Annotated in this window: 19 protein-coding genes; 11 read left to right on the top strand and 8 right to left on the bottom strand. The window is 53.0% G+C overall.

Translation table 11 applies throughout. The annotated features are described in order from the left end of the window. Positions 1-34 precede the first annotated feature (34 nt). A complete protein-coding gene (locus H8K43_RS18855) occupies positions 35-2,818 on the top strand; it encodes a GGDEF and EAL domain-containing protein (protein WP_222611012.1) in 2,784 nt (927 codons plus the stop codon). A 24-nt stretch (positions 2,819-2,842) separates the two neighbouring features. Here the strand turns inward: H8K43_RS18855 and rfaE2 are convergent, their stop codons facing one another. From rfaE2 to H8K43_RS10945, 7 genes are all read right to left on the bottom strand, one after another. Beyond that, positions 2,843-3,334, bottom strand: a complete 492-nt coding sequence (gene rfaE2 / locus H8K43_RS10975; RefSeq protein ID WP_186903880.1) for a D-glycero-beta-D-manno-heptose 1-phosphate adenylyltransferase — start codon at positions 3,332-3,334, stop codon at positions 2,843-2,845. Positions 3,335-3,415: 81 nt separating this feature from the next. Then, the gene (locus H8K43_RS10970) at positions 3,416-4,357 is read right to left on the bottom strand and encodes a CysB family HTH-type transcriptional regulator (protein ID WP_162019033.1); all 942 of its coding nucleotides are present in this window, start codon (positions 4,355-4,357) and stop codon (positions 3,416-3,418) included. Positions 4,358-4,443: 86 nt separating this feature from the next. Beyond that, positions 4,444-5,508 carry a sulfate/molybdate ABC transporter ATP-binding protein gene (locus H8K43_RS10965; protein WP_186903879.1) on the bottom strand — a complete coding sequence of 355 codons (1,065 nt, stop codon included), beginning with the start codon at positions 5,506-5,508 and terminating at the stop codon, positions 4,444-4,446. A gap of 21 nt (positions 5,509-5,529) precedes the next feature. Further along, positions 5,530-6,435, bottom strand: coding sequence for a sulfate ABC transporter permease subunit CysW (gene cysW / locus H8K43_RS10960; protein WP_186903878.1), 906 nt, complete (start codon positions 6,433-6,435; stop codon positions 5,530-5,532). Beyond that, positions 6,432-7,292: a sulfate ABC transporter permease subunit CysT gene (cysT, locus tag H8K43_RS10955; protein WP_186903877.1), complete on the bottom strand. Its 861-nt coding sequence runs from the start codon at positions 7,290-7,292 to the stop codon at positions 6,432-6,434. The genes cysW and cysT overlap by 4 nt, the downstream gene beginning before the upstream one ends. A 135-nt stretch (positions 7,293-7,427) precedes the next feature. After that, positions 7,428-8,282, bottom strand: a complete 855-nt coding sequence (locus tag H8K43_RS10950) for an EAL domain-containing protein (protein ID WP_186903876.1) — start codon at positions 8,280-8,282, stop codon at positions 7,428-7,430. Between the two features lie 136 nt (positions 8,283-8,418). Beyond that, a complete protein-coding gene (locus tag H8K43_RS10945) occupies positions 8,419-9,447 on the bottom strand; it encodes a sulfate ABC transporter substrate-binding protein (RefSeq protein ID WP_186903875.1) in 1,029 nt (342 codons plus the stop codon). Positions 9,448-9,728: 281 nt separating this feature from the next. Here H8K43_RS10945 and H8K43_RS10940 point away from each other — a divergent pair, with 281 nt between their 5' ends. Then, positions 9,729-10,289: a glutathione peroxidase gene (locus H8K43_RS10940; protein ID WP_162019040.1), complete on the top strand. Its 561-nt coding sequence runs from the start codon at positions 9,729-9,731 to the stop codon at positions 10,287-10,289. Positions 10,290-10,488: 199 nt separating this feature from the next. Further along, on the top strand, positions 10,489-10,842 hold the full coding sequence (locus tag H8K43_RS10935; RefSeq protein ID WP_186903874.1) for a hypothetical protein: 354 nt from the start codon (positions 10,489-10,491) through the stop codon (positions 10,840-10,842). Positions 10,843-10,912: 70 nt separating this feature from the next. Here H8K43_RS10935 and H8K43_RS10930 read toward each other — a convergent pair whose 3' ends face one another. Beyond that, on the bottom strand, positions 10,913-11,536 hold the full coding sequence (locus H8K43_RS10930; RefSeq protein ID WP_186903873.1) for a TetR/AcrR family transcriptional regulator: 624 nt from the start codon (positions 11,534-11,536) through the stop codon (positions 10,913-10,915). 239 nt (positions 11,537-11,775) lie between these two features. Here H8K43_RS10930 and H8K43_RS10925 point away from each other — a divergent pair, with 239 nt between their 5' ends. The 8 genes from H8K43_RS10925 to H8K43_RS10890 all read left to right on the top strand — a co-directional run bounded on the left by H8K43_RS10925 (position 11,776) and on the right by H8K43_RS10890 (position 19,214). Further along, positions 11,776-13,086: an NAD(P)/FAD-dependent oxidoreductase gene (locus tag H8K43_RS10925; protein ID WP_186903872.1), complete on the top strand. Its 1,311-nt coding sequence runs from the start codon at positions 11,776-11,778 to the stop codon at positions 13,084-13,086. 26 nt (positions 13,087-13,112) lie between these two features. Next, the gene (locus H8K43_RS10920) at positions 13,113-13,952 is read left to right on the top strand and encodes a DUF1365 domain-containing protein (RefSeq protein WP_186903871.1); all 840 of its coding nucleotides are present in this window, start codon (positions 13,113-13,115) and stop codon (positions 13,950-13,952) included. Then, positions 13,949-15,193 (top strand): SAM-dependent methyltransferase, encoded by a 1,245-nt coding sequence (locus tag H8K43_RS10915; RefSeq protein ID WP_186903870.1) that lies wholly within the window; start codon positions 13,949-13,951, stop codon positions 15,191-15,193. The genes H8K43_RS10920 and H8K43_RS10915 overlap by 4 nt, the downstream gene beginning before the upstream one ends. Further along, positions 15,190-15,828, top strand: a complete 639-nt coding sequence (locus H8K43_RS10910) for a chalcone isomerase family protein (RefSeq protein WP_186903869.1) — start codon at positions 15,190-15,192, stop codon at positions 15,826-15,828. Before H8K43_RS10915 ends, H8K43_RS10910 begins: the two co-directional genes overlap by 4 nt. Positions 15,829-15,866: 38 nt before the next feature. Beyond that, the gene (locus H8K43_RS10905) at positions 15,867-16,445 is read left to right on the top strand and encodes a DUF3833 domain-containing protein (protein WP_186903868.1); all 579 of its coding nucleotides are present in this window, start codon (positions 15,867-15,869) and stop codon (positions 16,443-16,445) included. Next, positions 16,442-17,209, top strand: coding sequence for an SDR family NAD(P)-dependent oxidoreductase (locus H8K43_RS10900; protein ID WP_186903867.1), 768 nt, complete (start codon positions 16,442-16,444; stop codon positions 17,207-17,209). The genes H8K43_RS10905 and H8K43_RS10900 overlap by 4 nt, the downstream gene beginning before the upstream one ends. A gap of 82 nt (positions 17,210-17,291) precedes the next feature. Next, positions 17,292-17,723: a nuclear transport factor 2 family protein gene (locus H8K43_RS10895; protein ID WP_186903866.1), complete on the top strand. Its 432-nt coding sequence runs from the start codon at positions 17,292-17,294 to the stop codon at positions 17,721-17,723. Positions 17,724-17,912: 189 nt separating this feature from the next. Beyond that, entirely contained in the window at positions 17,913-19,214 is a 1,302-nt protein-coding gene (locus tag H8K43_RS10890) for an MFS transporter (protein WP_186903865.1), read from the top strand. Positions 19,215-19,270 lie beyond the last annotated feature (56 nt).

Below are 19,270 nucleotides of genomic sequence, written 5' to 3'. Positions count from 1 at the left end.
TTACGTCTACACGGCGCAAACCGCACAGGAGTCTATGCAATTGAGCAGAGTCGGCTTATGGAGATGGTATGCCAGCACCAGAGAAATGCAGTGGTCAGCAGGCATGTGTGCGCTCATTGGCATTCCGCATCAGGCATCCAGTTTAGCTTTCGATGTGATCGCTGACTTGCTCACGCCTGCATCTGCTCAGGCCTGGGAACAGGCTTTACAGCAGATGCTGGTACAGCAAACCGGGCTGGAATGTCAGTTAAGCCTGCGTTCGGCTCAGCAGCCAGGCTGTGTGCGCGTCGTCGCTGAAGTATTACAGGGTGATGCGCAAATCATAGAGGGCAGTGCAGAATGGCTGCCCTACTCCCAGACCAGCCATCCCGAACAACTATTACATGCACTGCCCATCGGCATACTCGAAGTCAATGCTGAAGCGGGCATTTTGTTTATCAATCAAACCTTGCGGCAATGGCTGACCGGTGCCGTCGCATCTGGACAAGAGCAAGACCTGAGCGCGCTGTTTGAGGCAGACAATGCCAGCCGCTTGCACAGACTGTTAGATGCAAGCATGGCAGGACGCCAGCCGCAGAGCATCACGCTACACATCTCACACAATCAACAACAGCATCAGCGGCGCGAGCTCGCTGTCGAATGCCAGGAATCAACAGCAGCACTGACCGGTAAACGCAGTTGGTACATGATCATGCACGATGTCACCGTGTATGCCGAACTGACACAGCAGCTCAGGCAAAGCGAGGAACGCTGGCAACTGGCGCTGGAAAGTTCAGGTGACGGGGTGTGGGACTGGTATCCGCAAACCGGCATAGAAATTCTGTCAGACCGTTTGAAAGCGATCTATGGCTACGGACCGAATGAAATCGAGGATTTATCCGATGAGCTGGACCGGCGCACCCATCCGGATGATCTGGAGCAGATGCAAGCTGACCGGCAGGCACACTTTGACGGTCTGACACCGACCTACATCAATGAACACCGGGTACAGTGTAAAGACGGGCGCTGGAAATGGATACTGACGCGCGGTACTGTCATTGAGCGCGATATGCATGGCGAACCTGTCAGGGTGGTCGGCACGCATACCGATATTTCTGAACGCAAGCAAGCCGAAGCCGATGTGCGCGACAGCGAAGAGCGCCTGCGCATGGCCTTATCGGCGACGCATCAGGGCTTATACGATCTGAATGTGCAGACCGGCATGGCTATCGTCAATGCCGACTACGCCTTAATGCTGGGCTATGCACTGGAACAGTTTTCTGAAAACCGACAAAACTGGTTACGCCGCTTACACCCGGAAGACCTGGCGCTGTCGGAACGCGCGTTCCGCGATTACATCAATGGTAAAGCGCCAGAATACCGCGCTGAGTTCCGGCAAAAACACGCGAATGGCAGCTGGGTCTGGATCTTATCGGTCGGTGCGCTGGTCGAATGGGATGATCAGGGCAATCCCTTGCGGATGTTGGGAACGGTACTTGATATTACAGCGCGTAAGCAATCGGAAGCCATCATCTGGCAGCAAGCCAATATTGATCCACTCACAGGCTTACCCAACCGCCGCATGTTTTACGACAGGCTGGAACAAAACCTGCGTCAAAGCAAACGCAGGCATACCATGCTGGCAGTATTGTTCATCGATCTGGATTTTTTCAAAGAAGTCAACGATACGCTCGGACATGCAACTGGTGACAGCCTGCTGGTCGAAGCTGCCAGACGTCTGCGCCTGTGTGTGCGCGAAACCGATACCGTAGCCCGTCTGGGTGGCGATGAATTCACGGTGTCATTGCCAGACCAGAGCGATACGGTGCAGGTCGAGCAAATAGCGCGCAAAATCATAGAACAACTCGCCTCCCCCTTCCATGTGGCCGGTGAAGAAATTTATTTATCGGCCAGCATAGGTATCACAATCTATCCGCGCGATGCAGACAATCTGGCCGATCTGATCAAGCATGCGGATCAGGCCATGTATGCGGCCAAAGCCGCAGGCCGTAACCGCTTCAGCTATTTCACGCCGAATCTGCAAACTGCGGCGCTGGCCAGATTGCGTCTGAATAATGACTTACGCAGCGCCATCAGTGACAAGCAATTGCAGGTCTACTTCCAGCCTATTGTAGAAACCGATAGTGGCGTCATACGCAAAGCCGAAGCGCTGATACGCTGGTACCACCCCCACAAGGGCTGGATCAGTCCGCTGGAGTTTATCCCGATTGCTGAAAGCAGCGGCCAGATCCATGCGATCGGTGAACTGGTGTTTCAGGAGTCAGTACGCTGGGTCAGTCAGTGGCGCAAAACCATACATCCTGACTTCCAGATCAGCATCAATCAGTCACCGGTGGAATTCCAGAATGAGAACAGTCCTTACACTGGCTGGATCAGCTATCTGGAACAACAAGGATTGCCGGGCCAGGCGATTAATATAGAAATCACTGAAGGCCTGTTGCTGGACGCGGACAACAAGGTTGCCTCGCGCCTCATCGGCTTTCGCGATGCAGGCATACAGGTAGCGATAGATGATTTCGGCACCGGCTATTCTGCATTGTCTTATCTGAAAAAATTCGATATCGATTATCTGAAAATCGATCAGTCCTTTGTACGCAATCTGCGCGATGACAGCAGCGATATGGCCTTGTGTGAAGCGATCATTATGATGGCGCACAAACTGGGTCTGCAGGTAGTGGCCGAGGGCGTCGAAAACGCGGAACAGGAACAGCTACTGCGCAGCGCAAAATGTGATTTTGTGCAGGGCTATCTGTATTCGAAACCGCTGCCGGCCAGCGATTTCGACCACTTCCTGCACCAGGCTGCCGGCAAGTTGTGAGCCGACAGTGATGTTCGTTTTGACTTATGCGTCTGCTGCTGAAGTTGCGCGCACCTTGGCGAGCAATTTGCTGGTCGAGCGGTCATGCTCAAAGTCGATCGCAGCGACCTGTCCACCATAAGCCAGCACCGCCTGTCCTTCGGGAATTGCCCGCATGTCATAGTCACCGCCTTTGACATAGATGTCCGGATGCGCTGCAATGACCGCCTCTAAGGCAGTATCTTCATCAAACTCCACCACCAGACTGACTGCTTCCAGCGCAGCCAGTACAGCCATACGATCAGCCGCTGTATTCACAGGCCGGTCATCGCCTTTACCCAGACGCCGCACTGAAGCATCAGTATTCACCGCTACTACCAGCGAAGCACCAAGCGCCCTGGCCTGCGCCAGATAGGTGACATGGCCACGGTGCAGAATATCGAATACGCCATTGGTCATCACCACTGGTTTTGCCAAGGCAGCGACACGTGATGCGAGTTGTGCGCGGGAACAGACTTTGTCTTCGAAGGAGGCCATAAAGCGTGCAAAAGGAAAAGGAGCAGAACGCGTATTTTACACGCTCTGCTCCCTGCAGTCGCCGTCTCAGCCCGGATAGCTTTAGCCTGGATCGGCCTGACTGGCTTCGCTCAGCACGCGGTGAATTTCTTCCTTACTCAATGCCGGTGCGAATTCGCGGATGAAGTCATAGGTGTAGCTGCGCAAATATGCGCCACGGCGTACTGCCAGCCGCGTCACATTCGGCGTGAATAAATGCTTGCCATACAGGGTACGCAAGCCCTGACCACGGCTGGCTTCCACCGCCATCGAGGCAACGATACCCACGCCCAGACCCAGGCTCACATACTGCTGAATCACGTCAGAGTCCATCGCGGTCAGTACGATATCTGCCTGCAAACCAGCCTGTTCAAATGCCGCATCAATGTGGCTGCGCCCCGTGAAACCACGGTCGTAAGTGATGATAGGATATTTCGATAATTCTTCCAGCGTCAGCAGTGACTGATTCAGCAAAGGATGACCATCCGGCACCACGATCATGTGATTCCATTCATAGCAGGCGAACGAGACCAGGTCTTTGAATTGCGATAAACCTTCGGTTGCGATACCGATATCGGCTTTGCCTGAAATTACCCATTCCGCGATATGTTCCGGACTGCTTTGCTGTAAGGCGATACGTACATCCGGATAGGCCAGACGGAATTTTTGCACCACTTCCGGCAGTACATAACGCGCCTGGGTATGGGTGGTCGCAATAGACAGCGTACCGCGGGTCTGGTCGGAAAATTCATTGCCGGCTTTTTGCAAATTTTCAGCTTCGCGTAACAGCCTTTCGATAATCGGCAGTATGCCTTTACCCGGCTCAGTCAGACCGGTCAGGCGCTTACCATTGCGCTCGAAAATATCGACGCCCAGCTCCTCTTCCAGTTCGCGGATCTGGCGGCTCACACCAGGCTGAGAAGTGAACAGCACATTCGCGACTTCGGTCAGATTAAAACCGCGCCGCGACGCCTCACGGATAGAACGTAATTGTTGGAAATTCATAGTATCTTCCTTCAGAACTTACGCAAAACCACACCGGCGGCGTTCTGGCGCCTTGCCGGGACAATTTTTCGTCAGTCCTTCCTTGTTTATTGTGCGTTGACAAAGACATGCAAGCGACGTGGACGCAGTACCAGTGCCTCGCCAACTTTCAGATTCAGATACTGATAGCGTTCGCTGGAAATCATGGCTTCCACCAGATCGCCATTGTCATCGCGTTCCAGCTCCAGCTGCGCCAGCGGACCTATGCTGTGTACCCGACGCAGTTGCACCACCAGGCCTTCCGCACCCGGCGAATAACGGTCGATATCGAATTCATGCGGACGCACATAGCCGGTACCGACTGCATCTTTGGTATCTGCATGGCCAGGTGCAGAGAACTGCACGCCACCGGCATCCAAAATTCCTTCATGTACGCGACCATGGAACAGATTTACATTCCCGAGGAAGCCATAAACGAAAGGCGTGGCCGGATGCTGATATACCTCAGCCGGTGCGCCGACCTGCTCGACCACACCATGATTCATCAACACGATCTGATCCGCGACTTCTAATGCCTCTTCCTGATCATGCGTGACAAAAATACTGGTCACATGTAATTCATCATGCAAACGTCTTAACCAGCGCCGTAATTCTTTTCTGACCTTGGCATCGAGTGCGCCAAAAGGCTCATCCAGCAACAGCACACGTGGCTCGACTGCCAGTGCACGCGCCAGTGCGATACGCTGACGCTGACCACCGGATAACTGTGGCGGATAACGGTCAGCCAGCCAGTCCAGTTGCACCAGCTCCAGCAGGCGCGTGACTTTCTCGCGGATTTCAGTTTCTGATGGGCGTACTGCACGCGGTTTCACCCGCAGTCCGAACGCGATGTTTTCAAAAATCGTCATGTGTTTGAACAGCGCATAATGCTGAAACACAAAGCCCACCTGACGTTCGCGCACATGCTGTTGCGAAGCATCCTGCCCGTCCAGCAAGACCTGGCCACGATCCGCATATTCAAGACCCGCGATGATGCGTAACAAAGTGGTTTTGCCACAGCCAGATGGTCCTAACAAAGCGGTTAATTCGCCATTTGGAAAATCCAGCGATACGTTATCAAGCGCGGTGAAGTTGCCGAAACGTTTGTGTAATTCTTTGACTGCGATACTCATGCTCTTTTACTCCTGCCTGAATTAAGCGGCCTGATCAGCCTGATGACGACGCTGTTCATGACTGCGCCATTCCACCAGGGTCTTCAAAGCCAGTGTCAGCAACGCCAGCAAAGTCAGCAAGGAAGCGACTGCAAACGCGGCAACAAAGTTGTACTCGTTGTATAAAATTTCGACTTGTAAGGGCATGGTATTGGTCTCACCACGGATATGACCGGACACCACCGACACCGCGCCGAATTCACCCATGGCACGTGCATTACACAAGATCACGCCATACAGCAGACCCCATTTAATATTGGGTAAAGTCACATGCCAGAAAGTTTGCCAGCCGGACGCGCCGAGTACCAGCGCGGCCTCTTCCTCTTCACTGCCTTGCGCCTGCATCAGCGGGATCAGCTCACGCGCAACAAACGGAAAAGTGACAAAAATAGTGGCCAGCACGATGCCCGGCACTGCGAACAGAATTTTGATGTCGTGTTCACGCAGCCATTCGCCAAACCAGCCCTGTGCGCCGAACAACAGCACATAGATCAGACCGGAAATCACTGGCGACACTGAAAACGGCAAATCGATCAGCGTCAGCAAAATGCTTTTGCCACGGAATTCAAACTTTGCGATGGTCCAGGCAGCAGCCACACCGAACACCAGATTCAATGGCACCGCAATGCCGGCCGCGATCAGGGTCAGCCGTATCGCCGACAAGGCATCCGGTTCCAGGATCGCGTCCAGATACAGGCTCCAGCCTTTCTTGAGGGCTTCAGCAAAAACCGCAGCCAGCGGAACAAACAAAAATAAAGTCAGAAAGCCCAGTGCAGTCAGCGTCAGCACTATCCGTATCCAGCGTGCCTCAGTAGTGGCAGCAGGCTGAATCGCAGGTTCTGCGCGGCGCGCAACAGGGTTTTGCAGATGGCTCACAGTCGCACTCATTCTTCTCTCCCGGCATGCTGACGGCGACGCGTCCAGGCTTGTAAGGCATTAATCGTCAATAACATCACAAACGACAGGATCAGCATCACCACGGCAATCGCGGTAGCACCTGCGTAGTCATACTGTTCGAGCTTGGTGATCATAAACAGCGGTGTAATTTCCGACACCATAGGCATATTGCCTGCGATAAAAATCACAGAACCGTATTCACCGGTAGCTCTGGCAAATGCGAGTGCAAAGCCGGTCAGCAAGGCCGGCAAAATCGTCGGGAAGATCACTCTGGCAAAGGTCTGCCAATGACTCGCCCCCAGACTCAGGGCGGCTTCTTCTAATTCTTTTTCTGCTTCTTCCAGCACAGGTTGCACGGTGCGCACAACAAACGGCAAACCGATAAAGGTCAGCGCCACCAGCACACCCAGCGGCGTGAATGCCACCTTGATGCCTAGCGGCGTGAGCAGCTTACCGATCCAGCCATTCGGCGCATACAAAGTCGCCAGCGTGATGCCGGCCACTGCCGTCGGCAAAGCGAACGGCAAATCGACCAGCGCATCGATAAAGCGCTTACCCGGAAATGAGTAGCGCACCAGCACCCAGGCCACAATGCCGCCGAACACCACATTGATCAGCGCTGCCAGGAAAGATGCACCAAACGTGAGCCGATAAGACGCCAGCACGCGATCTGACGTCACGGTATTGACGAAATCCGCCCAGCTCATGGTAAAAGTTTTGAGAAACACCGCGGAAAGCGGGATCAGGACGATCAGTCCGAGGTAAAACAGGGTAAATCCCAGAGACAGATGAAACCCTGGGATGACCCGCTTTCCTCTGGCCTGCGTACTCAATGCCAGGAATGCCATAGTCAGCCTTTATTACTGATTTAACTAAAGATGGCGAATCTTCTCAGTAATCTCATATATGAAAAACGAATTTTTTGTTATTTCTTTAGACTAATAATGCATAAGCCCGTATTTGAGCGAGCTGCCTCTGCATCCTCAGGCCAATGGTCTGGCTTGTGCATATACCGCTCTGGGCAAGGGCTGGGTAAAGCTGTATGTGACCGGCAGTTCCGCGGCCGGGATATCGAATAAAAAACCTTGTACCAGGTAGGGGCTGGCTGTGCCATGGCTGTTTTGCAGTGCGTCGAATTTTTCTTGCTGCTCTATGCGTTTGAAGATGACCTGGCATTGCGCACGCTCAGCCTGTTCCAGCAAACTGATCTGTAATTCAGGCCGGTTCGCTGCATAAATATCGATCTTGATCGCATCTGGTCTGACCCTTTGCAGTAAATCGATGGCCTGCTCCAGATTGGCCGCATTTACCCCGACCCGGAAGCCATTGCGGCGGTAGTTTTCCACTACATGCGCGAGCACCCAACGCTGGCTGGCGGTGGCGGCAGGCATCTGCAATATGATGTGCTGATGCGGCAATTCCAGCACATCCAGAATACGGCGGAATGCCATGCCGTGATTGCCCTCTATCGCCGCCAGCAAACGGCTATGCACACTCAGATACAGATCCAGCTGACGCACCCCGGACTGACGATAAAAATTCATGGTATGCAGTAAGCGGCACAAACGATCCAGCTCAACCGACTCTTCATCATTCGCGACAAACTCCAGCAAGCGCCATACATTTAAGCCCTGGTCAGTTGGATCGAAACTGCGTGCATAGGCTTCGTAAGCAATCACTTGCTGATCCTGGCCGCTGCGTATCGCCTGAAAAGCAGTGCTCAGGCTGGCATTGAAATAGCGTCCGCGCGCGCGTCCCTGTTCATCCAGCCACAACTGGGAATTCGACAGCGCGCTTTGCAAACGGCTCAAATAATGTTGCAGGGTTGGATAATGCATAAATTTTTCTCCTGATTGTGCCGTATCACAGGCAGTCACTTTGCATGAGAGGACTCAGGCAGTACAAGCTGTACCAGGCGCATCCGAAGGGGAGCCATAACGCCGCTGGGGCGGTTTTGCGTCAGTCCTATTGCGATTAACGCTTACCTGGCTGATAAATCTGATCGAAAATACCGCCATCTGCGAAATGGGTTTTCTGCGCTTTGGTCCAGCCGCCGAACACATCGTCAATCGTGAACAACTTCACACTCGGGAATTGCGCTGCATATTTTTTCGTCGCTTTTTCTGTGGTCGGACGATAGTAGTGTTTAGCAATTGCGTCCTGACCTTCATCACTGTACAGATACTGCAGATAAGCTTCTGCGACTTTGCGGGTACCGCGCCGGTCAACCACTTTATCCACTACGGATACCGCCGGTTCAGCCAGAATACTGGTAGATGGCACCACGATTTCCACCTTGTCCGGGCCCAGTTCTTTGATCGCTAACAGCGCTTCATTTTCCCAGGCCAGCAGCACATCACCGATGCCGCGTTCTACGAAGGTGGTGGTCGCACCACGTGCGCCAGAGTCGAGTACCGGTACGTTTTTGTACAGCTTGCTCAGAAATTCTTTAGCACTCGCTTCGGAGCCACCCGGCTGTTTCAAAGCATAGCCCCAGGCTGCCAGATGATTCCAGCGCGCGCCGCCGGAAGTCTTAGGATTAGGCGTGATGACTGCCACACCCGGTTTCACCACGTCATTCCAGTCTTTAATTGCTTTTGGATTCCCTTTACGCACCAGGAATACGATGGTAGAGGCGTAAGGCGAGGCATTGTGCGGCAAACGTTTTTGCCAGTTTTTATCGAGCAGATTTTTTTCTGCCAGCGCATCGGTGTCATAGGCCAGTGCCAGCGTGGCGACATCGGCATTGAGCCCGTCTATCACGGCGCGCGCCTGTTTGCCGGAACCGCCATGCGATTGTTTGATGGTGACTTTATCGCCGGTTTTCGCCTGCCATTGTTTGGCAAATCCCTGATTGATGTCCTGATACAACTCGCGGGTGGGATCATAGGAGACGTTCAACAACGAGATATCGGCGGCCTGCGCAGTCGCACTCAGCCCCAGTGCTGAACTCAGTACGACACCAGTTGCCAGTATTGCCCAGGAAAATCGAGTAGTGATCATGCTTAAACCTTCCATTTCGTCTTTAAGGGTTGAATCATCAATAAATCCAGCTTAAAGTCAGGCTATATATTTGAAAACTAAGATTTTTGATTTTCAATATTCAAATTTCACATAAAGGAACACACAGCACAAAATCCATGGCTCGGCTACACTAAGCCGTTTTTGATTTTCTATCCACATCGAAGCCATATTCAGCTTGTGCACTTCGCATCTGGTCTGGCTGGCAAGCAGGAACCATAAGACCGCGCTTGCGGTCATACATCTTTATCCAGGAGTTCGCCATGTTGCTACGTACACAGTTGCTTGCTATCAGTTTTGCCGGACTCAGTCTGGCGAGTGGCTATGCCAGCGCACAGGATGCCTGCCCGGCAGTGCTGAAACACAGTTTTAACCGCTTGCAGGATGACGCGCCACAGGACTTATGCCAGTACAAAGGCAAAGTAGCACTGGTCGTGAATACCGCCAGTTATTGCGGCTTCACCAAGCAATATGAAGGTCTGGAAAAGATGTTTGCCAAATACAGCGATAAGGGTCTGGTGGTGCTGGGTTTCCCATCGAATGATTTCGGCAAACAGGAACCGGGTAATAGCAAGGAAATCGCCGATTTCTGCTTTAACACCTATGGCGTGAAATTCCCCATGTTTGCCAAAACCGCAGTCAGCGGCAAGGATATCAATCCCTTCTATGCCGAACTGGTCAAAGCCACCGGCACCACCCCGAAATGGAATTTCTATAAATACCTGATCGACCGCAAAGGCAATGTGGTCGCGGCTTACTCCAGCATGACGACACCGGATGATAAGAAACTGGTGGCCGATATTGAAAAGGCGCTGGCGCAGTAAGAGAAACTGATTTCCAATTGAAAAAGACTGGCCCATGATTCAGACGCTATGTCGAGACAGGTCAGTTTTTGTACACTTGGGAGACTCCCCCCCTTTTCAGCCAATTCAAGAATTTGTCTTCTCAGCGATGAGTCTCCCGCACTTCGTATTTTCCTGCTCAGCATGTAACTTTTGGCTTCAGGTTTGGGCTGATCGATATATGGTAGGTGATGCATCTGCTACGGCGCTTTGGGGAGAAATGTGTGTTTGCTGCCACTGCGGTGAAATTCACCTGGCAGCTCATCCCTATGGGCCACCTGCTGAGAATTTTATTTATTTCCTGCGCAAGGTGAAGCCAAAGGGCAAAAGACTTGCAAGCTTTTATTGGCTAAAAACAAATCAGTATTGTGATGATAAACACTGGCTTGTTACATCTCTACCCAAGGAACTGGATTTATCGCAAACGCACTGTACACGCTGTGGACAAGGCCCACTTCAATCTGCTCTTTATGCCGGCATCGAATGTCCTCAATGCCGCCAAGGGAAAATAGAACATTTTTTTAATGGTCATTAGCTAAGCACTGTCAGCTTTTCACATTCATTTTTTCGACTTAGCCTGCTCACCAAATTTATTCAGACACAAGTCAAAACTGCGCACGCGCCTGTTCTGATAAAAATCCACCTATGGTCGCATGCACCATCGCATCTACGATTTGTTCATGGCTGAATTTTTTATCCCTGAGCAGGAATTCCATGGTCGGATCACAGGCGCGTGAATACAGGGTGTAGACCAGCACATCATCCGGCACCAATGGCGTCAGTGCGCCCTGTTCGCGCGCACGCGCCACCATGGCATGAAAGCGCTTATGCACTTTCAGCGCCACCATCACGTATTCCAGGTTCAACATCAGACTGCGCTGCAAAGTCAGGCTGGTCGAAGGTAAATGCGGCACGCCGCCCTGCAGCCGCAGTCTGAGTGACCAGGCCAGGATATGCCGTATCTGCGCCAGCGCTGGCAAGTCGGCGGACAGACCATCGAGCTCGGCCACGATGGCATTCAACAATCGGGTCAGCGCTGCGGCAGCCAGTTTTTCTTTTGAAGAAAAATGCTTATACAGGCTGCCTTTGGCAATTCCCACCGCATCGGCCACATCATCCATGGTCATCAGGTCATAGCCTTTTTCCGATAACAGCCGGTTCACGGCATCGATGATGGCCTCTTCACGCGCATCAAACTGTTGTTTTTTAAAGGGAATTTTTATCTGCATGATATTTTTCTGCACAAAATAAAACTTTGTAGTATATTTTGTGACTGATGAGTCACGTTTTGAAATTAATAGTCATATTTTACTCCAGCATAGCAAGATGCACAGGAAATCCGGGGTAAAACACAAAAAATGATGGCGTCAGGCGCGAATAACAACGTTCCTGCAAGAAATAACAGCAATGCAAACTAAGCGTCACATCAAGGTGTGATAATGAAACTTCAACAACGATCTCTGCCCCTATGAAAATCGCTGTCATCGGTTCCGGCATCTCCGGCTTGTCTTGCGCCTACGAATTGTCCAAGGCAAAACTTGCAGTCAAACCTGAGGTGAGCCTGTTTGAGGCAAACGATTATTTTGGCGGACATACGCATACTGTCGATGTCAATCTGGAAGGCAAAACCTTCGGCGTCGATACCGGCTTCCTGGTGTTTAATCACAAAACCTATCCGAATCTGGTGCGGCTGTTTCAGGATTTGCAGATAGAGACTGTGGCAACCGATATGTCGTTCTCGGTCAAAATGCCGCAAGGCAGACGCTTGCTGGAGTGGGCCGGAGCCAATCTGGATACCGTGTTTGCACAACGCAGAAATCTGTTCAATCCCGGCTTTCTGCGCATGTTGCGCGATATTCTGCGCTTCAATCAACAGACGACTGCACTCGCCCAGTCGGCCAGCCAGCAAGAATTCCACACACCGTTGGGACAATTCCTCGATCAGCATCGCTATAGCGACGAATTCCGAAACTGGTATCTGCTGCCTATGGCGGCCTGCATCTGGTCCTGCCCCACCGAAACCATGATGGCGTTTCCCTTGTCCTCCTTTGTCAATTTCTGCCATAACCACGGTTTGCTGCAAGTGAATGACAGGCCGCAATGGCAAACCGTCAAAGGCGGTGCGCGCCAGTATGTAGAAAAAATGCTGCCTGTGATCAGCAACAGCTATCTGAAAACGCCGGTCCATGCGGTGTATCAAAATGCGCAGCGCAGCTGGATCGTTGAATCAACACGCGGTATGGAAAGCTTTGATCAGGTCGTCTTCGCCTGCCACAGCGACCAGACCCTGGCCTTGCTGAAAGATGCCAGCAGCGCAGAGCGCAGCGTGTTGTCGGCGGTTGGCTATCAGCCAAATCACGCGGTACTGCACACCGATGCGAGCTTCCTGCCGACGCGCCGCAAAGCCTGGTCGGCCTGGAATTATGAAAGCGAAAATGGGGCTGAACCACGTGTCTGTGTGCACTATCTGATCAATCAATTGCAACCGTTGCCTTGTGAGACGCCGATTATCGTGACGCTCAATCCTATCCGTGAACCGGCAGCAGATAAGGTACTGGCACGCTACGACTATGCGCATCCGGTATTTGACAGCAAAGCCGTTGCTGCACAACAGGCACTGACGCAATTACAAGGCCAGCGGCAAGCCTGGTTTGCCGGTGCCTGGACAGGTTATGGCTTCCACGAAGATGGCCTGAAATCGGGACTATATGTGGCGAAAAACATCCTGGCGCGTGTCGCTTCTTCTGAAACTGGCGACACCTGGTCGGCCGCAGCCTGAATCTGAATATGGAAGCCAGAGCGACTATGGATAACTCGCACACCACAGCCAATCGCGGCGCGAGTCAGATAGAACTGTGCCGCGGCGTGGTAATCCATCAGCGCTTGCGTCCTGCCGTGCATGCCTTCCGTTACGGCGTGTTTTTTCTGCGCATACCACTGCAAAATCTGGAACAACAAAGCGCAGATACCGGCTGTCGCCTGTTCTCACTCAACAGCTGGAATTGCCTGTCGTTTTACAGCCGCGATCACGGCGATGGTCAGGGTGCCTTGCTGACCTGGGCGCAGCAATTACTGCATGCGCATGGCATACATGATGCCGATGGTGAGATCGTGCTGCAATGCTTTCCGCGTGTTTTCGGTTATGTGTTTAACCCAGTCTCATTCTGGTTTTGTCACCGTCAGGACGGTGCATTGCGCGCGATTCTGTGCGAGGTGAATAATACCTTCGGTGAAAAGCATGTGTATTTACTGGCGCAGGATGCCGCGCTGACAAATGGTCAGGAAAGTCAGGCTGAAAAAGTATTCCATGTGTCGCCATTCTGCGAAGTGCAGGGACGCTATCGTTTCCGTTTCCTGCACCGTCAAGCAACACAGCAAATGCAGGCTGCAGATTCAACGCAAACCGCAGCGCGCTATCTGGCGAAAATCGATTACGACGATGCCGCCGGTCCTTTATTACTCACCAGCGTATCCGGGCAGGCCGGGCCACTCAGTGACCGCCACATCGCCTTTGTCATGCTGCGCTATCCCCTGATGACTTTAGCTGTCATGTGGCGTATCCACTGGCAGGCTTTGCGTCTGTGGATCAAGCGCGTTCCTTTTTTTACTAAACCCAGTCCACCCCAACAAGAGGTCAGCCGATGAGCAGTCTACACCCCACCCTGTCCAGCGCAAACCAGGCCATCGCCCATTTGGATACCAGCCACTTTCCGGCTGAAATGCGTATCGTACTGAACCTGTTGAGCAAGCTGGAGCACGGTAGCCTGACCCTGCATTTTCCCGACGGGCAAAGTGCCTGTTTTGGACGTGCCGATGATGGCAACCGTCATGTGCAGCTGCATATGCATGACTGGCAAATGATACGTTCTGTACTGAAGTCTGGCGATATCGGTTTTGCCGAAAGCTTTATCGCCGGGCACTGGAACAGCCCAAACCTGGTCGGCCTGATCGAGCTGATCACACGCAACCGGACGCAGCTGGAATCGGTGATTTACGGCACCTGGTGGGGCAGCCTGCTGTATCGCATCAAGCATCTGTTCAACCGTAATTCACGCACCGGCAGCAAGAAAAATATTCATGCGCATTACGATATAGGAAATGATTTTTACCGGCTGTGGCTGGATCCTTCCATGACCTATTCCAGTGCCTTGTTCGATGGCGATCAGGTCGGCAATCTGCATGATGCACAACTCATGAAATACCGGCGCATCCTGAATCAGCTGCAATTGCCAGCTTCCGCCAAGGTATTGGAAATTGGCTGTGGCTGGGGTGGTTTTGCTGAAATGGCGACGCGTGAAGCAGGTGCCCACGTGACCGGGCTGACACTCTCTACCGAGCAATTGCATTTTGCGCGCGAGCGGCTGCAGCGTGCCGGACTGCATGCGCAAAGCGATCTGCAAATACTTGATTACCGCGATGCACGCGGCGAGTTTGATGCAATCGCCTCGATAGAAATGTTTGAAGCGGTCGGCGAACAATACTGGCCTTCGTATTTCGCCTGCCTGCAGCGTAACCTGAAGCGTGGCGGCCGCGCCTGCATACAAAGCATTACGATTGCCGACGATTTGTTTACACGCTATCGCAACGGCACTGACTTCATCCAGCAATATATTTTCCCGGGCGGCATGCTGCCTTCCATCGCACGCTTCCACGCACTGGCGAAGGAATACGGTCTGGAGGTGGAAGACACCTTTACCTTCGGGCTGGATTACGCCAGAACCTTACAGGAATGGCGGCTGGCCTTCCTCGAAAAATTGCCGGAAATCCGGGCTCAGGGTTTTGATCAGGCCTTCCTGCGAACCTGGGAATTTTATCTGGTCTATTGCGAAGCCGGCTTCCGCGCCGGGAATATCGATGTCGCTCAATTCACACTGCGCAAACGATGAAACCGCAACCCATACACACTCATCGGCCAGCCTTGCTGCGACGCTGGCTGCCAACTGGCTTGCTGCTGCTTAGCTGCTTCAGTCCGCTGCATGCCAGCAGTCAGACTCAGGGGCAAACTCCGGCTACAGCGCAGACCCAGAGCGAAAGCGTACCATCCCATATCCAGCAAGAGTTAGGCAAGGCGCGGCTGTCCGGTAGCGGCAGCTACCGCTGGTTTGGACTGGCGATCTATCAGGCCAGTCTGTGGACAGGCCCGGAAGGCTGGCGTCCCGATTTGAAACGCTATGCGCTGGATTTGCGCTATGCGCGTAGTCTGGTCGGTAAAAAGATTGCGCAAGCCAGTCTGGATGAAATGGAAAAACTGCAGGTCGGCACACCGGAAAAACGGCAACAATGGCTGAGCACTATGCAGCAAATCTTCCCGGATGTGAAAGAAGGCACGCGTATCACCGGCATCTATGATGGTCCAAATGGCGCACGTTTTTATCTGGATGGAAAACTGCTCGCTGAAGTCAAAGACAGCGAATTTGCACAGGCTTTCTTTGCGATCTGGCTGCATACAAATACCTCCGCACCGGCCTTACGCAAGCAATTACTGGCCGGTAATGGCAACAACGCTGGCACTACACCCTGATTCTGAACACGCTCACTGACTGGCTGAAGGAAACGCACATGAAAACACGTCCGCAACGCACATGGGCGCTGCCCGGCCTGAAGCTGGCTGGCGCACTGACGCTGGCCGTTTTGCTGAGCTCCTGCGCCAGCACTTATGATCCCGCGCTGTATGCGAAGGAACAGCCAGTGCTGGACTTACAGCGCTACTTCAATGGCAAGCTGGATGCCTGGGGCATGTTTCAAAACCGCTCAGGCGAAATCGTGAAACGCTTTACCGTCGTCATGCAATGCGACTGGCAAGGTGATACCGGCACCCTGCATGAAGATTTCAGCTATTCCGATGGCAGCAAACAAACCCGCATCTGGACGCTGAAAAAAACCGGACCTGGCCGCTTCACTGGCACTGCGCCTGACGTCGTGGGTGAAGCACAAGGCATCGTTTCCGGTAATACTCTGCACTGGAATTATGTGCTGGCCTTACCGGTGGATGGACGCATCATCAACGTCGATTTTGATGATCTGATGGTGCAGATGGACGACAAGGTGATGCTGAACCGCGCACAAATGAGTAAGTTCGGTGTGCATCTGGGCAGCGTGACCCTGTCTTTCACTAAACGCGACGGACCACGGCCATGAACCCGCGCATCCACGACTGGCAGGGAAAGCGCATCTGGATTATCGGTGCCTCAACCGGTATCGGTGCTGAAACCGCACGCCTGTTGCTACAGCGTGGCGCGCGGGTCGCCGTATCAGCGCGCAACGAAGCTGCACTGCAATTGCTGGCGGCACCGTTTTCCGCTGCCTGTGTGGCACCGCTGGACATCACCGATGCAGCCAGTGTCAGCGCGGTACATGCGCGTCTGATGCAGCAATGGCAGGGCATCGATCTGGTGCTGGTTGTGGCTGGTGCCTACAATGAAATGCGGGCAGACAGCTTTGATCTGGGTGCGGCTAACCGCATTCTCGATATCAATATTCGCGGGGTTTATCATTGCCTCGATGTGGTGTTGCCTGAGCTGCTCAGACAGCAATCAGGCGGCATAGGCATAGTTGGTTCAGTCGCTGGTCTGTCGGGTCTGCCTAAGGCGCTGGCCTATGGTCCGAGCAAGGCGGCGGTGATCAATTTATGTGAGTCCCTGTTTCTGGATTTGCGTCCTAAAAATATCGCGGTGTATATGATTAATCCCGGCTTTGTCGATACCCCGCTGACCGCCAACAACGACTTTGCGATGCCCGCGCTGATGACGGCGCCTCAGGCGGCCAGTGCGATTGTACAGGGCATGGAACGCGGTGATTTTCATATCCATTTTCCTCACCGTTTCACCAACTGGTTGCGGCTGGCACGCATACTGCCGTACCGTAGTTATTTTTATCTGGTGCATAAAGTCACAGGACTTTAAGCTATGCGCAGGGTTCTCAGCCGACAGATCTCAGCGCTGAAGCAATTTGCCTTACACATGTCCATTTTTCCCGGAGTAGCACATGTCTTATCAGACCAGTCTGCATAACCTGGTACAGTTTTTTGAACACATCAGCCCGGCGACGGTGAGTCAGCTCACTGTGATTTACAGTGCGGATGCAAGTTTTAAAGACCCGTTCAATGAAGTGCGTGGCCTGCCGGCCATCACGCGCATTTTTGAGCACATGTTTGTGCAAGTCGATCAGCCGCGCTTTAAAGTCACTAGCACCGTATTACAGGACAATACGGCCTTCTTGTGCTGGGAATTTTATTTCCGTATGAAGCGATTTGACCGCGCAGAGCAATGCATACGCGGTGCGACTCACGTACGCTTCAATGCGCAGGGTCAGGTTGAAATGCACCGCGATTATTGGGATGCGGCTGAAGAATTGTATGAAAAATTACCGGTTCTTGGTGGCCTGATGCGCCTGCTGAAAAAAGCGGCGAATCAATAAATTTGTCGATGACGCCTGGTGCAGCACTGGCTGGCGTGAAAATCTTGCATGTATCCACGATTGCAATTCTGGGTCAGCCTCGTTATGCTGCTTTGCCAATACGACACTGCGCAAGGCACACCTGAGGCTGCAATACGCTGCTGATGGTCTGTCTGCCCAAGCGCAGCCATTCCAACCAGGAGACATGCAATGGCAATCAGCAGTACCTCTCAGGCCGCACGGCCACTGAACCGACAGGATATGAAAACACTGGCATTAGCTGCACTGGGCGGCGCGCTGGAGTTTTACGACTTCATTATTTTCGTCTTTTTTACTGTCGTCATCGGCAAGCTGTTTTTCCCGCCTGATATGCCGGAATGGTTACGTCAGTTCCAGACTTTCGGTATTTTTGCAGCCGGCTATCTGGCACGTCCGCTGGGTGGCATCATCATGGCCCACTTCGGTGATTTGTTGGGGCGTAAAAAGATGTTCACCCTGAGTATCATCCTGATGGCCTTACCCACTTTTGCCATGGGTCTGCTGCCGACCTATGCAACGATAGGCATCGCAGCGCCGCTGGCTTTGCTGGCTTTGCGCATTCTGCAGGGTGCTGCGATCGGTGGTGAAGTACCGGGTGCCTGGGTGTTTGTGGCAGAGCATGTGCCGCGTCAGCATACCGGCTATGCTTGCGGCACGCTGACTGCCGGACTGACGGCCGGTATCTTGCTGGGCTCTATCGTAGCGACACTGATTAACACCAGCTACAGCCCGGCTGAGATCGAAGCCTGGGCCTGGCGTATTCCTTTCATCGTCGGCGGTGTGTTTGGCTTTATCGCGATGTATCTGCGCCGCTGGCTGCATGAAACGCCGGTGTTCAAAGAACTGCAAGAGAAAAAAGCGCTGGCAGCAGAGTTCCCGCTCAAAACCGTACTCAGGGATCATAAAAGCGCCGTCGTCTTATCGATGTTGCTGACCTGGCTGTTATCGGCCGCGATAGTGGTGGTGATACTGATGACACCAGCCTATCTGCAAAAGCAGCTGGGACTGGCACCGGCCGTGACCTTGCAGGCGAACTCGCTGGCCACAATTGCACTCACACTGGGTTGCATACTGGCGGGACGGCTGATCGATAAAATCGGAGGCGGCTGGACCTTTATTCTGGGCAGCAGCCTGCTTGGCACGGTGATTTACTATTTCTACTCTACGGTATTGCAAGACCCGTCCACGTTGTACGGCGCCTATGCACTGGCTGGTTTTTCAGTTGGTCTGGTCGGTGCGGTACCCTATGTGATGGTGAATGCTTTTCCGGCCACCGTGCGTTTTACCGGTCTGTCGTTTTCGTATAACGTGGCCTATGCGATCTTCGGTGGTCTGACGCCGATGATGGTCTCGCTGTGGCTGAAAACCGAGAGATTTGCTCCGGCTTATTATGTATGTAGCCTGAGCGTACTGGGTTTCCTGATCGGTGTATATCTGCTGATACGCGATAAAAAAGCAGCAGCCAATGCCTGAGTAAAGGCATGCGGTCAGGACAGCAAAAGTCCGGCATGAAAAAAAAGGAGCGCTGT

Origin of the sequence: Cognatundibacterium curvum, from assembly GCF_014284235.1 — a bacterium.
Taxonomy (GTDB): Bacteria; Pseudomonadota; Gammaproteobacteria; order Burkholderiales; family Burkholderiaceae_D; genus Undibacterium; species Undibacterium curvum.
The sequence above is the reverse complement of the archived record's forward strand: the minus strand, read 5'-3'. Positions and strand labels throughout refer to the sequence as shown.